The organism is Kitasatospora sp. NPDC056076 (assembly GCF_042266305.1).
In the GTDB taxonomy this organism is placed as follows: domain Bacteria; phylum Actinomycetota; class Actinomycetes; order Streptomycetales; family Streptomycetaceae; genus Kitasatospora.
In genome coordinates, this window is the sequence record NZ_JBHJWG010000002.1 from 39,216 (window position 1) to 53,998 (window position 14,783).

General features: G+C 70.0%; 15 protein-coding genes. 7 read left to right on the plus strand and 8 right to left on the minus strand.

Annotation, left to right across the window (positions count from 1 at the left end):
* Positions 1–442 precede the first annotated feature (442 nt).
* Positions 443–1,129, minus strand: a complete 687-nt coding sequence (locus tag ACFC1T_RS02335) for a class I SAM-dependent methyltransferase (RefSeq protein WP_375882504.1) — start codon at positions 1,127–1,129, stop codon at positions 443–445.
* A gap of 89 nt (positions 1,130–1,218) precedes the next feature.
* Positions 1,219–1,971 carry a hypothetical protein gene (locus ACFC1T_RS02340; protein WP_375882506.1) on the minus strand — a complete coding sequence of 251 codons (753 nt, stop codon included), beginning with the start codon at positions 1,969–1,971 and terminating at the stop codon, positions 1,219–1,221.
* 396 nt (positions 1,972–2,367) lie between these two features.
* On the opposite strand from ACFC1T_RS02340, the gene ACFC1T_RS02345 reads away from it, so the two are divergent.
* Together ACFC1T_RS02345 and ACFC1T_RS02350 are read left to right on the plus strand one after the other, a co-directional pair.
* The gene (locus ACFC1T_RS02345; RefSeq protein WP_375882509.1) at positions 2,368–3,639 is read left to right on the plus strand and encodes a hypothetical protein; all 1,272 of its coding nucleotides are present in this window, start codon (positions 2,368–2,370) and stop codon (positions 3,637–3,639) included.
* A complete protein-coding gene (locus tag ACFC1T_RS02350) occupies positions 3,636–4,949 on the plus strand; it encodes a hypothetical protein (protein WP_375882512.1) in 1,314 nt (437 codons plus the stop codon). Before ACFC1T_RS02345 ends, ACFC1T_RS02350 begins: the two co-directional genes overlap by 4 nt.
* A 13-nt stretch (positions 4,950–4,962) precedes the next feature.
* On the opposite strand, the gene ACFC1T_RS02355 is transcribed toward ACFC1T_RS02350, so the two are convergent.
* Entirely contained in the window at positions 4,963–6,084 is a 1,122-nt protein-coding gene (locus ACFC1T_RS02355; RefSeq protein WP_375882515.1) for a hypothetical protein, read from the minus strand.
* A gap of 72 nt (positions 6,085–6,156) precedes the next feature.
* Positions 6,157–6,390 (minus strand): hypothetical protein, encoded by a 234-nt coding sequence (locus tag ACFC1T_RS02360; protein WP_375882517.1) that lies wholly within the window; start codon positions 6,388–6,390, stop codon positions 6,157–6,159.
* Between the two features lie 219 nt (positions 6,391–6,609).
* Here ACFC1T_RS02360 and ACFC1T_RS02365 point away from each other — a divergent pair, with 219 nt between their 5' ends.
* The 3 genes from ACFC1T_RS02365 to ACFC1T_RS02375 all read left to right on the plus strand — a co-directional run bounded on the left by ACFC1T_RS02365 (position 6,610) and on the right by ACFC1T_RS02375 (position 9,676).
* Complete coding sequence (locus ACFC1T_RS02365) at positions 6,610–6,939, plus strand: hypothetical protein (RefSeq protein WP_375882520.1); 330 nt, start codon at positions 6,610–6,612, stop codon at positions 6,937–6,939.
* 513 nt (positions 6,940–7,452) lie between these two features.
* Positions 7,453–8,589 (plus strand): metallophosphoesterase, encoded by a 1,137-nt coding sequence (locus ACFC1T_RS02370; protein ID WP_375882523.1) that lies wholly within the window; start codon positions 7,453–7,455, stop codon positions 8,587–8,589.
* 181 nt (positions 8,590–8,770) lie between these two features.
* A complete protein-coding gene (locus tag ACFC1T_RS02375; RefSeq protein ID WP_375882525.1) occupies positions 8,771–9,676 on the plus strand; it encodes a DUF4236 domain-containing protein in 906 nt (301 codons plus the stop codon).
* Between the two features lie 97 nt (positions 9,677–9,773).
* On the opposite strand, the gene ACFC1T_RS02380 is transcribed toward ACFC1T_RS02375, so the two are convergent.
* Positions 9,774–10,514, minus strand: coding sequence for a TetR/AcrR family transcriptional regulator C-terminal domain-containing protein (locus ACFC1T_RS02380; RefSeq protein ID WP_375882528.1), 741 nt, complete (start codon positions 10,512–10,514; stop codon positions 9,774–9,776).
* Between the two features lie 140 nt (positions 10,515–10,654).
* Here ACFC1T_RS02380 and ACFC1T_RS02385 point away from each other — a divergent pair, with 140 nt between their 5' ends.
* Positions 10,655–11,740, plus strand: a complete 1,086-nt coding sequence (locus tag ACFC1T_RS02385; RefSeq protein WP_375882530.1) for an alpha/beta fold hydrolase — start codon at positions 10,655–10,657, stop codon at positions 11,738–11,740.
* Between the two features lie 96 nt (positions 11,741–11,836).
* Here ACFC1T_RS02385 and ACFC1T_RS02390 read toward each other — a convergent pair whose 3' ends face one another.
* Positions 11,837–12,778 carry a molybdopterin-dependent oxidoreductase gene (locus ACFC1T_RS02390; protein WP_375882531.1) on the minus strand — a complete coding sequence of 314 codons (942 nt, stop codon included), beginning with the start codon at positions 12,776–12,778 and terminating at the stop codon, positions 11,837–11,839.
* A gap of 83 nt (positions 12,779–12,861) precedes the next feature.
* On the minus strand, positions 12,862–13,410 hold the full coding sequence (locus ACFC1T_RS02395; protein ID WP_375882533.1) for a GrpB family protein: 549 nt from the start codon (positions 13,408–13,410) through the stop codon (positions 12,862–12,864).
* Positions 13,411–13,484: 74 nt separating this feature from the next.
* On the opposite strand from ACFC1T_RS02395, the gene ACFC1T_RS02400 reads away from it, so the two are divergent.
* The gene (locus ACFC1T_RS02400) at positions 13,485–13,892 is read left to right on the plus strand and encodes a VOC family protein (RefSeq protein WP_375882535.1); all 408 of its coding nucleotides are present in this window, start codon (positions 13,485–13,487) and stop codon (positions 13,890–13,892) included.
* Between the two features lie 97 nt (positions 13,893–13,989).
* On the opposite strand, the gene ACFC1T_RS02405 is transcribed toward ACFC1T_RS02400, so the two are convergent.
* On the minus strand, positions 13,990–14,697 hold the full coding sequence (locus ACFC1T_RS02405; RefSeq protein ID WP_375882538.1) for a helix-turn-helix domain-containing protein: 708 nt from the start codon (positions 14,695–14,697) through the stop codon (positions 13,990–13,992).
* Between the last annotated feature and the right edge of the window lie 86 nt (positions 14,698–14,783).

The window sequence follows — 14,783 nt, forward strand, 5'->3', positions numbered from 1 at the left end:
CACCGGTCCCGGTTTCACGGTCTGGGGCTGCCCGACGTGCGCGCCGAGCCTGCGAGCGCTGATCGACCGCTAGCCCCGAATGCTGCTCCACCACGCGCGGCCCCCGCTTCCCGGCGGGGGCCGCCGTCGTTGTGGCGACCGGCAGCGACACCAACCCGACCCCCACTCCCATGTGACCATGAGTGACGATCGGGGCGAGCCCAGGGCGCGGGCGAGCAACCAATGCGACCATGATCATCTGTGCTGCCATGTCAGCACGGTGCGACACGAGTGGGCATTGGCCAACACGAACCAGCATGCAACCTGAGACGGTATGTCCCGATTTTGAGCATCACCGCAGGTCAAATCTCAGCAAAAGTCGAGTTCGAATCTCGTATCCTCCGCCTTCACGAAGGCCCGGACCGCTCAGCGGCCCGGGCCTTCGTTGTCAGAGGCCCGGGACTCAGGTCCGACGGGCAGTGAGCATGAGCCCTGAAAGGCGGCCGCTCAAGGGGTCGCGAAGATCTTCGACGGCGGTGACTCGCATACCGGCGCGAGTCACGACCCGGGCCCATCCGGGCCCGTCCAGCTCCCACCGGGGAACCGGGCGCCGACTTCCGTTCGGGAACCGCAGGTGGCTGTTGCGGGGCTGAGGCCCTTTCCAGAGCGGCGCACCGGTACGCAGCGGATGGGGCACGGAGAACGCCAGCAGTCCGTAGCGCCTGATCCGGCCCGAGATGGCGGTCAGCAGTTGCCCGGGCTCAATCAGACCCACCGCCCCGAAGACCGAGTAGATGACGTCGAACATCTCCCCGCCCGTTCGCAAGTAACGCAGGGCATCGCAGGTGAGGTAGTGCAAACCGGGTAGGTGCCCGTACTGGTCGCAGGCGTACCGCACCTGGAGATCGATCAGGTCGACGGCGGTGACCACCGCACCATGGCAGGCGGCGAGGTGGGCGGCGTTCTGCCCGGAGCCGCAGCCGAGTTCCAGGATCTTCCTTCCCTGGAGTGCGCCGCCGAGGGCCAGGGCACCCTTCCCGGCACCGGGGTGGGAACCCCACTCGAAGCGAGAGGGCGGCCGTGACCTCTCTCTTGAGGGCGGTGGGAAGTGGCGGGCGTAAGCGGACCACAATGGGCAGGTGTTGATCACACTGGTCTCCAAGCAGTGGCGTTCTCACAGGCACAGCGGTGCGGCGAGCACCGCCGCCGGGGCAACCGCCTCCCCGGCGGCGGAGGCAGTCAGCTCGCGAGCTCGCCCCGGTGCGCGTAGACCCGAGCGATCCAGTCGGCCTTGAAGGAGTCCAGGTCTTCCCGGAAGACGGTCATGGCCGCACCGTAGGGCGCCACCACACCACCCGACTGGTCAGCGGCGGCCTGGCACCCGTGCACCAGCCGCCCGCCCAGCGCAGCGTGGGCCTTGACGGACTCGATCCGCCGGTGCTCGTTGAACCACCCCCCGTGGTAGAGCTCGTCGAGCATCCGGCCCTCCGCGTCATCGAGGCCGAAGACCACCGAGGTGGCCGCAGGGAAGAACCAGCACGGGCCGACGTTGGAGATCCGCCCGTCCAGTTCCACCTTGTTGAGCGCCATCAACGTGGCCGCCTCGTGCAGCATGCGCAGGTGCTCGGCCGTGACGCCCAGCAGGCCGGCTTCCACGAGCAGTTCAGGCCGGAAGAGGTGGGCGTACACCTCGTAGGCGGTGCGCAGCAGCAGCACCGGGTCGCTGGTCGGCCTCGCGTTCGCCTTGATGAAGTCCAGGGTCAACTGCTCGACCGCGCTACTGGCGGTCTCCCGCACGGGGAGCAGTTCGGCCCGCACCTTCCTCCAGTCCGCGACCAGCCAGGTGGCCGACTGGAAACGGAAGAAGTACTTGCCCGGGTCGATGACGACCGTCCTTCCGTCGACCCGGATCCCAGGCAGACGGCTCCAGCCGGGGAAGAAAGCGGTGGGGAAGGTCACCTCGATGAGGCCGGAACCCGTAGCGTCGGTCATTTCATCTCATTTCCTGCACCTTCGGACACAAGAATGCCCGGGCGCAACGAGGGTCGGCTGATTTCGAAAGCTTGAACAGAAGCCTCGATCACGCATTCCCTTGAACTCCGGGGAAGCGGTCGGGATGAACTGTAGGCGAACCCCCGGCTCCCCGTCCCGAAAAAACGGCCCGCCTGGACAAAATCTTCTCAGCTCCACCCATGCCCCATGAGAGCTCGCAGCTACTTAGACCCCCGGGCACGACCTTGCCGCAATTCCACCAATTGGCCTGCCGCACCTCCCCTGGGCCGCATACTGGCCTCATGCCCTATGAGGACGTCACGGAAGGGAAGTCGCAGTGAATATTCCGAATCATAGGATGATCAGCCTTAAAAGGCTTGCCCTGGAGTTGTTCCGATGAGCGTGGGTGGCGCGGGCATTCCTCGCCTCCAGGAGCTGACGTACATCGAATCTGCGGCTCTGGCCGTGGCTGCCCGCGAACCGTTCGAACAAATCCGTCTGGCCATCCTCCGGCAGGCCGAGATGATCGCCCTCAACGGGGACCACGACGGCCTCTTCGACCAGAAGAAGTGGAACCAGCGGCGTGCCAATTCGATGGCCTATGTGCACAACACCGTTGACGTGCTCAAGGAGCTGATGCGGCTGGGCTGGGTGGAGCGCCACGTGCTGCCCTCAACTCCGCGCTCCGCCTACGCCCACGCCCATGTCACCTACGAGCCGACTGCGGCCGGACGCGCATGGGCCGATCTGATCCGCCAGGACCGACCGGCCGGCTACAACGCGCTGACCGGCGCACTGCTGACGGCGCACCCCCAGTTCGAGGGCTACCTGCGGCTTGTCGGAGCTCGCCCGGACAGCGCCTCCGATCACCTGACCATCCCGCTACTGCGCAACGACGGACCGCCCGCCGGCGATCACAATCACTACCTGGACGCATTCGTCTCCCACGTCACGGAAGCGGTCCTCGCAGGTGGCTTGGGCTGGACGACTTCATCCGAAGCTGTCGAGGAAGGGCTGCGGGGCTACGTGAACCGAGCCGTGCTCCGCTCCCAAGCCCGAGCCAGCCAGGGCGGGACAGCTCCCGCCCCACCGATCACCCGCAAACGGTTCGCAATCCTTTGCGAGGAGGCCGCGGTCCGTCTCGCGTTCACGGCAGCAGGCTGCTCCATGGATTACATCAGCCATGAGCTGCTCCGTCGCTGGACAAGGTTTCTCGGACTCGCGAACTTCAGCTACTACGCCCCGGGGCCACAAGCGCTGCGCCTGTGGGCCACTGGCCTGGTCGAGGGGAGCGGGGAAGCCCCGGGATTCGACCGGAACGTCGGGGAGCAGGTTCGGTTGGCCGCACTCCGGGCGCTCCCCCGGATCTGGAGCTCGACGAACGGGCTGCTCGACGACGCCTCCTACCACCCGGTGTGGCGCATCCGGGCCGCCGTCTGCTGGGACTTGCGGATCAGTGACGAGGAATTCGACGCGGCGATCGAGGCCGCATACCGGGGCAACTTCTCAGAACTAGGGTTTCGAGTGCACCTGGATGAGGCGAGCAACCTCAGGACCCCCGGCTCGGTCCGTCCGCTCGTCCTGGGCCAAGGCACAGGGCGGGAGCGGGTGTTCCACGTGATGAGCCTCGTCGGGGCTCGACAGACCGAGGAGGTGCTGGCCGGATGACCCCCGCCACCCCGATCAACGGCGTCGTCTGGATCAAACGGGAATGGAAGCTCCTCAAGAATCCCTTCCCTGCCACCGGAATGGCCCGGGTCGGGGGCAACGACGACCGCGAAAACGGTCAGCTCTACGAACCGGGCGTGCACACCGAACAACTACGGGAGGCCATCGACAAGTTCGTCCTGGGAATGGCCTTCTCCGGGCTCAAATTCGGCTATCTGTGGTCGGCCGGCACCTCTCCCAACGACTCCGATGCCCGAGGATTCGGCAAGTCCGTCTTCCTGCAGCACCTGACCGGCCTAATCAACGCTGACTTCGGCGCGACCGCCTACCAGGACTCCGGGCTGGACGAATCCGACGCTGCGGAAGTGCCGATCTGCTCGCTCTTCACCAGCTTTGACACCACCCAGGTCAAATCCCTCGGAGCTGCCCTGTTCACTGCTGTCGAATACGCGGTCAGGTTTCACCTGAATGACACCAAGCCGCTGGCCAGAACACTCCGCGATCGGCTGATCGAGCGAGTCGGCGACGACGACGTGAAAGTACTGACCAAGACAGTCGCGGACGCTCACCGCTCCCTGCGCGGCCGGACTCTCGGACCACCGAACGACAAACTGATCGTCGCGCTCTGCGACGAGGACCCGCAGGCCGCCGTCAATTACCTGGGGAACATCACACCCATGTCCCGCTCACGCAACGGGGCCGTCCACTTCGCCACCTTCCTCGTCTTCGCGGAAGCCGCCGGCATTAAGCATGTCCTGCTCTGCTGCGACCAGTTGGAGGACCTTGCCAGCACCACCACCACGAAGGCCAAACGGGAACTCGAGGTCGAACGGTTCCGCGACATCGTCGTGGAAACGCTTCCCATGGCCGACATGGTCGCCCTCGTCACCACACTCCACCCGCGCGCCTCGCTGGCCATGAAGCGCGCCTGGGACCTTGCCGATCTGCCCAGCTTCGACCTCACTCCAGCCAATCAGATGAGCACGATGGAGATGCCACCCCTGCGCAACGCCGATCAAGTAGCCCAGCTGCTGAGGCTCTACCTGGCCGCAGCCGCCAAGCAGGGGACGGAACGGGAGAGCGACATCTATCCGTTCACCAGTGACGCCGTGGACCGTCTCTTCGAACTCTCCGCCCGGAAGCCACGCGACGTCCTTCGCAAGGCACATACCGTCCTCGAGGTGGCCTCAGCACAGAACCTACCCCGCATCACCGCCCCCGATGTCGAGAGTGCCCTCAGCCTTCCGGGCCAGCAGACAACGACCACCCGGAAGGAGAATCCGGGAACTATCGACTGGAGCCGCGGTTGACAGTAGACGGCCCTCATCCTTCGACCAGGGCCGTCCAAACCGACAGGTCGGGAGCGGTCTTGCTGTAGTGGCCGGCCGTCGCCCCCACCACCGGGAAGAATCGTTCGTAGAGCTTGACCAACCGGTCCACAGCCTTCAGTGTCGCCTCCTTCATGTGCTGGCGAAGAGCGCCGTTCCAATCGAACTGACGTGACTCCTCGTGTAGCCGGTCAAGCGGGAGGTAGCGGCAACTGGCCCAGTAAATTAGCTCCGGGGCATACATGATCAGTCGGCCATGGCCCTTCTGGCGGCTTTTCGGCAGCTCCTCCAACGCGCCCCGTGCCGCCCGCCGCGCCTCAACCGCGCGCACCACCCCCAGTGGGGTCATCTCGGCGTGGAATAGGTCCAGGTAGAGGAGCGATCGCTGGTCTTCCCAGAGTCCAGTCAGCCCTTCGACTGTGCTGGCCATATGGGCCGCCTCCGGCCCGCGGAGAGACAGGCAGGCGAGGGCACGGGTCACCTCCGCCATGGAGAAGTCGTCGCTGTTCGGGCCTGCGGACACTCCCCGTCGCGGGTCGAAGCCCAAGCGCTCCCAGTTCGCGTGCGCCAACCTCCGAATGTTGGAGCAGAGAATCAGGCGGTCCTGAGCGGTCCGAAGGTTGCGGTAGCGATCCGCCGTCCCGTGAAGCAGGCGCGCCTGGTCTCGTTCCGCTCCGAAGAAGACCTCCACCTTCAACCGCATCTTCGCCAAGTGCTCCTCGCCCAACTCGTCCAGCACCAAGGCCACCGTCCTGAGTCGTTGGTTGCCATCGATGAGCTCGGCACCGTCGAGCCGGATGCGGTCTGCGAAGCGTCCCCCCGGTCCACTTGCCGGGCTCATCGAGTCAGCGCCGAGCGTGATCCAGTCGATCAGACCGAATGCCTCCGGAGATTCGCGGGCGAGGCGCTGCAACTCCCGGTTCGGCGTGCTGTCGTGAAGGTACTTGCGCGCAGTGTCGAGGCGCTTGCCCACGCCCGGACCGACGACAAGGGGCAACAACTCGGTGGCCTGGAGCTCCAACACGAACGACCGGTCCAAGCGGGCCGCATACAACGGACGCAGGAGGATGCTGGGATGACCGCTCGAACCGCTGTGGTGAGGAAGGATCTGATTCACACACCTACCAACGCGACCAGCGGAAAATCGTGACGCATCGGCGGACAACCGGGCTCGCTGACAGGCCATCGTTCAAACGCTGCCTGATGTTTGGATGGTCCGTCGGTTCTCGTCCAGAATGCTCAGGTAGTTCTGCGCCGGGGAAACCGCTTGGTGGGGCGGCGCGCCCACCATCAGGTGCCCGTTGCGGCGAACGGCCAAGGTCCTGACATTGACCCGCTTGAGTTCGACGACGTGCAGGGAGCCGTCGACGCGTAGGAGTGGGATGTCGAGGACAGTGTCCGTGGTGTACTGACGACGCGCCACCTCAGCCCCGTAGGACCCTCCGGCCTCGTCCCGTGAACCGAGCTCTGCCACCGACCGCGCAGTGCGCGCGAGCCGTCGCCCGACCCCATCCGGGGCGGCCCATCCCGGTCCGGATGCCGTTCAGATGGAGGCGGGAAACTCATGTAATCGCCCGGGGCTGCGGGGCTCTCTCCGTACAAGCGCGAGCAGAAAGCGCTCGCGGACGCGAGAGGCGTCATCATGACTCACATCGCCATGGACGACCAGCACGGACACAAGTTCCACGTCCGGTTGGACCTCGAGCTCGACGAGTTCCACCTCACAGCAGCGCTCTACAGCTTCACGTTCGACGCCGTGGAGGACATCTCACCCCTGAGCGACAGCGATGTCCGCGACTACATCGCCGAGAACATCGCCTTCGTGGGGATTGGACAACTGATGGCCGCCGTGGACGAGCTGGGCAGGGCGGAAGCCGCTGAGAGGCTCTCGGACTGGGACCGCCAGTGGTTGGAGTTCTGTCGGACGAAGGTGACGAGCGCCTACCGACCGGCATACCTGCGCGTCGCCTGAGAACCTGCTCCAGAGCGTCGATCGCTTCGCCTACGAAGCCTGCCCGACCCGATCTGAGTCGACACGCTTCGGCTTGGCTGACCGCGACGACCGGGTTGGAGGTCCATAGTTCGAATCTCGTACTCTCCGGCTTCGTGAAGGCCCGGACCGTTTCGACGGTCCGGGCCTTCGTTGTTTGGCGGGGTTAGTGGGGCAGGGGTTTGCTGAGGTGCTTCAGAGCCAGCCCGGGTACCGGTGAGCCTGCACTTCGTGCGCCGACTCACCGCCCAGGACCTCCGCAGTCTCGGGGGCTGAGCCGGCCGGGGCTCGTGGGGTGGCGGGTGGCGGATGATGGGGAGGGCAGGGGGTCCAGACGTGAGGGGCGACGCAGTGGCTGACAGCGGATCCGGCGGGTCGGGAGCAGGGGTCGGGGCGGAGGGCGGGGCGGAGGGCGGGGCGGTCGCGGCTGCCGCACGGCCTGCGGGTGGGACGGAGGCGGCGGGGCCGGGGCGGCGGCGGTCGGTGGTTCGGCGGGTGGCCGTTCTGGTGTTCGTCCTGCTGGTGCTGTGCCTGCCGCCCTGGTGGACGCTCCTCGGGTCCGGGGCCGGCTGGCCGCTGCCGGTGGTCGTGGCGGGCACGGCGGTGTTCGCCGTCTGGCTGGTGTCGTTCCCGTTCCTGATGGTCGCGGGCCACGGATCGCGGCGGAACGACCGGGCGGCGCGCCTCGGGGACACCAGCCTCGGGGTGATGTGGGTCCTGTTCACCTGGTCGGTGCTGGGCGGCCTGGTGAACCTCGTACTGGGCGGGCTCGACGTCGGCGGCGCCGACCGGGCCAGGACGGTGGCCGTGGCGGTGGCCGCGGTCTCGGCCGGGCTGCTGGCCTGGGGGCACCACGAGGCGATGCGGGTGCCCCGGGTGAAGCGGCTGGACGTCCACCTGCCGCGGCTCGGCGGCGGGCTGGACGGGACCAGGGTCGTGGTGCTGGCCGACACCCACTACGGGCCGATCGACCGGGCGGACTGGTCGGCGCGGGTGACCGAGGCGGTCAACGCGCTCGACCCGGACGTGGTCGTCCACGCCGGGGACATCGCCGACGGCACCCCCGCCCAGCGCCGCGAGCAGTCCGCGCCGCTCGGCACCGTCCGGGCCCGGCTGGCCAAGGTCTACGTCACGGGCAACCACGAGTACGGCGGGGAGGCCCAGGGCTGGCTGGACCGCATGGCGGACCTCGGCTGGGAACCCCTGCACAACCGCCACGTGCTGGTGGAGCGCGGCGGGGACACCCTGGTGCTGGCCGGCGTGGACGACGTCACCGCGGAGTCCTCCGGCCTGGCCGGGCACCGTACCGACCTGGCCGGCGCCCTCGCGGGGGCGGACCCGGACCTGCCCGTCCTGCTCGTCGCCCACCAGCCCAAGTACGTCCCGCAGGCCGCGGCCGCCGGCATCGACCTGCAGATCTCCGGACACACCCACGGCGGCCAGATCTGGCCGTTCAACTTCCTCGTCCGGATCGACCAGCCCGTGGTGCACGGCCTGAGCCTGCACGGGCAGCGGACCAGGCTCTACACCAGCCGCGGCACCGGTTTCTGGGGCCCGCCCTTCCGGATCTTCGCCCCGAGCGAGATCACCGTCCTCACCCTCCGCACGGGCGACGCCCCCGCCGACCGGTAGCGCGCGTCGGACGACGGTAGACCGGTACGGGATCGCACGTGTGCGCAGGCCCGGAGTCGGTCGTCCCCGCCCGGGCCCGGGGCCGTCACATGACCATCACAAGTCGACAACGGTCCGTCACGACGCGGATCCGCTCTGGAAGGCTGGCGCCCTCGACGAACCATCGAAGGGCGCCATCCGCATGGGTTTCTCCTCCCGCAAGAGCTTCAAGGCGGGCCCGTTCCGCGTCACGGCCTCCAAGTCGGGCCTGAGCTACTCCGCCGGGACGAAGGGCGCCCGGGTGACCAGGCGGACCGACGGCCGGGTCCAGACCACGCTGTCCGTCCCCGGGACCGGCATCCGCCACACCGCCACCAGCAGCAGCACCCCGCAGCCGACCGGGGAGGCGCCCGCCCCGACGGGCCGGCAACGGCGGCCCGGCTTCTGGTACTTCCTCGTCGTCCTGCTGTCGGCCGGGATGTTCAGCGCCGTCCCGTTCGCCCACGCGGCGGCCCGGCTGCAGCGCAAGGACCTGCTGGTCCGCGCCGGGTGCTACGCGGGCGCCGCGGTCGTCTTCGGGGTGCTCTCCTCACTGACGCCGAAGGACCCGAAGGGGAACGCGGTCGGCGCGGTCGGCAACGTGCTGAGCGGCATCACCGTGCTCTTCGCGATCGCCGTGATCGTGACCGCCTGCTACCAGTTGGTCCCGCTCCGCCGGGAGGTCTTCGGCCCGGCCGCCGGAGCGGACCGGCCGCCCCACCCCGCAGCGGCCGATCCCGTGGTCGCCGCCCGGCTCGCCGCCCGCGCCCGCCGCGACGAGGCGCGGGCCCTCGCCCAGAACGACCCGGTGCTGGCCCGCGACCTGCACATCGGACGCCCCGACCTGTCGCGCGAGTACGACGACGGCGGCCTCATCGACCTCAACCACGCGCCGGCCGGTGCGATCGCCGCGGCCTGCTCGATCGAACCCGCCCTGGCCGAGAGCATCGTGGCGGCACGCCAGGAGCTCGGGTCGTTCAGCTCGCTCGACGAGGTGTTCGTCTTCGCCCGGATCGAGGACGGCACCGCCGCACTGATCCGCGAGTACGCGATCCTGCTGGCGAAGTAACGTCCGACCGCGACCGCCCCCGGTCCGGATCGCTGCTGCGGCGGGCCGGGCCGGGGGCGGGGTGGGGCCAGGCGGGGGTGGGGCCAGGCGGGCCGGGTCAGGCCGGCGGGGCGGGGGCGGTGGGGCGGTCGAGGAGGAGTTGGACGCCGTCGAGGATGCGGGCGAGGCCGAACTCCAGGGGGTCGACGGGGTCGGGGGCGAAGGCGCCGGCGGCGATGGCCCGGGTGAGGGTGGGGAAGCGGTCGGCGTGGCGCTCCAGGAGTTCGTTGGTGAGGCGGCTCCACTCCCGGCTGTGCTGCTCGTCGAAGTCGAGGTCCTGCTGGACGAGGGTGCGGACCAGGCCGGCGACCAGGACGAAGACCCGGTGCTGCTCGGCGGCGCTCAGGCCGGAGGGCTCCAGGGCGGCGAGGGCCGCGTCGAGCCAGCCGAGCTGGTGGGGGCCCATCAGCTGGCGGCGCATGGCGGTGGCGGCCAGCAGCCACGGGTGGGCGCGGTGGATCGCGGCGGAGCGGCGGGCCCACTCGGTGATGCGCTCCCGCCAGCCGTCGCCGGCGGCTGACAGGTCGGGGGCACCGGCGAGCACGGACTCGACCATCAGCTCGACCAGTTCGGCCTTGCCGGGCACGTAGCGGTAGAGCGCCATGGCCGAGACGCCGAACTCGGCGCCGACCTTGCTCATGGAGACCGCGTCCAGCCCCTCGGCGTCGGCGATCACCACGGCGGCGGCGGCGATGCGCTGGGGGGTCAGGCTGGGCTTGGGCCCGCGGGTGGGCTGCTCCTGCTCGCCCCACAGCAGTGCGACGCCCGCGCGCAGATCGCGTGCCTTCTCCTTGGCCATCCCGGTCTCCTCCTCGAATCCAATGCGATGTCCGTGCCATGTCCGTGCGCGGCGCCCGTGCGTCGCCCGTTGACAGCACCCAGAACTGTATATACCTTAAACACATCTGCTGACGCGGTAAACAGTTTGGGGGATACACCATGCTTGCCACCATCGCCACCGTCACCACCGCCGCCCTCGCCACTCCCGTCGCCGGACTGCTGGGCTACCGGCAGCTCAAGCGCGCGGCGTTCGCGAAGAAGCTGCGGATCACCGCGCCGAACGGCATCGAGGAGTCCGGCTTCGTCCGGATCGGCGGCATCGACCAGTGGGTCTCCGTCCGCGGCGAGGACCGCCGCAACCCGGTGATCCTGGAGATCCTCGGCGGCCCCGGCGCCTCCAACCTGGTTTTCCTCCCCCGCACCCACAGCTGGGAGAAACACTTCACGATCGTCCGCTGGGACATGCGCGGTGCCGGCTTCACCTTCGCCGCCGGCGGCCCGGAGGGGCAGGGCGAGCTCAGCTACCCGCAGCTGTACCGCGACGCCCTGGAGGTCACCGAGCACCTGCGCACCCGGCTCGGGGTCGACCGGCTGCTGCTGGTCGCCAACTCCTTCGGCACCGTCCTCGGCCTGCGGCTGGCCCGCAACCACCCGGAGCTGTACTCCGGTTACGTCGGCACCGACCAGAACATCATCGACGGCGGCCGGGAGCGCACCGCCTACGACGCCCTCGTCGCCCGGCTGCGCGCGGCGGGCCGGAAGAAGGAGAAGGAACTGGCCACCGCCCTGGCCATGGGCGCGGACCGCACCCGGTGGACCACCAAGGACGTCGCCGAGTACAACAAGCTGGTCCTCACCAGCGACCCGCTCTCCTACGACACCATGAAGACCGTGGTGATGCGCTCGCTCTGGTTCTCACCGCTGCACACCCTGCGCGGGCTGCGGTCCTACCTGAAGGCCATGGAGTTCTCCGAGCAGCTCCAGCTGGAGGCCGCGACCTTCGACGAGCGGGCCGAGGGCACCGACTTCCGCATCCCGTTCTTCGTCTTCCAGGGCGCCGACGACGTCCTCACCCCGCCCGCGCCGGCCCGCCGCTTCTTCGACGACGTGACCGCGCCGGTCAAGGACTTCGCGCTGATCGACGACGCCAGCCACTTCGCGAGCTTCCGCCACCCCGACCGGTTCCTCCAGCTGATGCTGACCAAGGTCCGCCCGGCGATCACCGCCGGCCCCGTCAGCCACTGAATCCGGCCGACGGGTGTCACAGCGGAGCGACCGACGGGTGTCACAGCAGAGCCGCGGACGGGTGTCACCGCGGAGCCGCGGAGAGGCGGGCAGGCGTCACACCGCCACGACGGCTATCTCGTGGACGGCGTTCCGGTCACCGGTGAGCGGCTGCACCCGCCCCGCGGAGTCGGTGGCCCGGCAGCGGATCCGGTGCGCCCCCGGAGCGAGGTCGTGCCGGAGCCGGAACCGCTGCCAACTCGGGTCCGGGCCGCGCCCGTCCAGCTCGGCGGGCTGCCAGTCGGCGTCGTCCACCGCGACCTCGACGGCCGTCACCTCGGTGGAACTCCAGGCGTAGCCCGCCAGTTCACGGACCCCGGCGGGGACGGTGGAGCCGTCCTTGAGGCTGAGCAGCTTGCTGCAGACGTCCTTCTCGCGGACCGGCCGGACCTCGCTCTCCCCCGGCAGGACCCGGGTGTACAGGCGGGTGGTGAAGAGGTGCTCGGCGCGTTCGGCGGCCAGCACGATCCTGGTCAGCCACTTGACCGAGTTGGTGCCGAACATCCGCGGCGCCACCGCACGCACCGGGTGCCCGTGGTCGGGGGCCAGCGGTTCGCCGTTCATCCGGTGCGCGAGGACCACCTCGGTGCGGGCCTGCTCCAGCGGGAGGTCCTTGAGGAAGCTCACGTCGCTCTCCCCCGCGAAGTCGCCCCGGTCGGCGCCCTCCAGCCAGACGTGCCGGGCCTGCGGGAGCGGGCCGGCCAGCGCCAGCACCTCGGCGAGCGGGACGCCCTCCCAGTCCAGGTTGGTCACGGCCCTGGTCGGCACGGTCGGGTGCAGCGGATTGCCGAAGCACTCGTGGACGGCGGTGAACCTGGTCTGCGGGAGCCCCCGGAGGGCCCGGAAGTCCAGCCGCAGGGGCCGTTCCACCAGGCCTTCGACGGTGAGCGACCAGCTGTCGGCGTCGAGCTCCGGTCGCCGGCCGAGGTGGTTGCGGATGAAGACCTCCTCGACCGGGGTGCGGTAGGCGTCGGGCGTCTCCGGATCGGTCCTGAACATGCGTCATTCCCCCGTACTGGTGTCACTGTTCCCAAGATCGACAGTGTGATCGACAGTACAAGGAGCGGCCGACGGCGGGCCGATCAGGCCCCCGTCTCCCGTGCCTCGGCCAGGAGTTCCGCCACCGTCGCCGCCTTGTGCGCCGAGTACGCGAGCAGCCGCCCGGTGGCCGCGGCCGCCTCCCGCTTGGCCCGGGCGTAGCGGGCGGCCGCCTCCGGGTGGGCCCGCAGGTGGTCGCGGAGCAGCAGGTTGTCGGTCCACAGCCCGCCGCCCAGCGCCACCACGTGGACGTTGGCCGGCTGCTCCGCCCGCCGCCGCAGGTAGCGCCGACCGGGTACGCCGGACTCGCCGAGGTCCTCGAAGCCGAGGGCGCGGACGTGCGCGACCACCGTGTCGACGTCCCCGGGCGCGCAGCCGACCTGTACGTCGAGCACCGGCTTGGCGGCCAGGCCGGGCACCGAGGTCGAGCCGATGTGCTCGACCCCGACCGCCCCCGGAAGCCCGACCGCGCCCGGAAGCCCGCGCAGCCCGGCCGCGAGCCGCTCAGCCAGGGCCCGGCCGAGACCGGCCCAGGCCGGGTCGTACGGGACGACGTGGATCGGTTCGTCCAGGTCGGAGGTGCTGTTCGACATGACCGGAGGGTAGCGGGCGGGGACGTCCGATTCCTTCAAGACCCCGCCCCCGCGGGCCGCCTACCGTCGGAGCCATGGACAGCACATCCGCACCACGGTTCGCCTTCATCGGCCTGGCCGTCTCCGACATGGCCGCCTCCGTCGCCTTCTACCGGCGGCTGGGACTGGTCTTCCCCGAGGGCTCCGAGCAGGAGCCGCACGTCGAGGCCGAGCTGCCCGGTGGGCTGCTCCTGGTCCTGGACGCCGAATCGACCATCCGCTCCTTCCACCCGGACTGGCAGCCGCCGACCGGCGGCGCCCGGGCCGCCCTGGCCTTCCGCTGCCAGAGCCCGGCGCACGTGGACGCGGTGTACCAGGAGCTGACCGAGGCCGGGTACCAGGGCGAACTCAAGCCCTGGGACGCCTTCTGGGGCCAGCGCTACGCCTCGCTGCGCGACCCGGACGGCAACGGGGTCGACCTGCTCGCGCCGCTCCAGGGCTGACGGCAGGGCCCGCTCCGAGGCCCGTCCGAGGTCCGTCCGAGGCCTGTCCGAGGCTCGCTCCGACGCCCGCTCCGACGCGCCCGTCCGGGGATCCGGGCTACGGCCCGCCCGGCAGCAGGTCCGTCACCCGGACGCCCGCCAACTCCCGTACGTCGCGCGACAGGTGAGCCTGGTCGGCGTAGCCCGTCCGGGCCGCCGTGTCGGCGAGCGGGACGCCGGCGCGGGCCAGCCGTAGGGCGCGCTGCAGCCGCAGGATCCGGGCCAGTGTCTTGGGCCCGTAGCCGAAGGCGGCCAGTGAGCGGCGGTGCAGTTGCCGGGCGCCGAGCCCGACCGCCTCGGCGGTCGCCGCGACGCTGCGCCCGGCGGCGAGCGCGCCGGCCACCGCCCGTACCAGCGGGTCCTCGGGCCGGGCCGCGGCGGCCAGGTGCAGCGCCAGTTCCTCCAGGGCGGCGGCCGGGTCGGGGGCGGCGGCGATCCGCCCGGTCAGTCGGCGCACCTCGGCGCCGGGCAGCAGGTCCGCCAACCCGACGCGGCGGTCGCGTAGTTCGGAGGCCGGTACGCCGAGCAGCAGGGGCCCGGTGCCGGGCCGGAAGCGGACGCCGGCCCACGGGCCGGGCAGCTCGGGGCCGGGCCGGAACGCCCGGGTGTCCGGTCCGGTGACCAGCAGCCGGCCCTCGGTCCAGAGCAGGTCCATGCAGCCGTCCGGCAGCACCAGGCCACCGCCGTCGGCGCCCACGCTCGGGCCCTTCGTCCACAGCACCGCCCCGGGCAGCCTGGACGCGCGTTCCGCGTAGTCGGTGGGCATGTTCGAAGGCTACGCGCGCCGCACGGGCACCGCGTTCCGGAGCGTCCGAAGGCCCCGACCGGCGAACCGGTCGGGGCCTTCGGGGT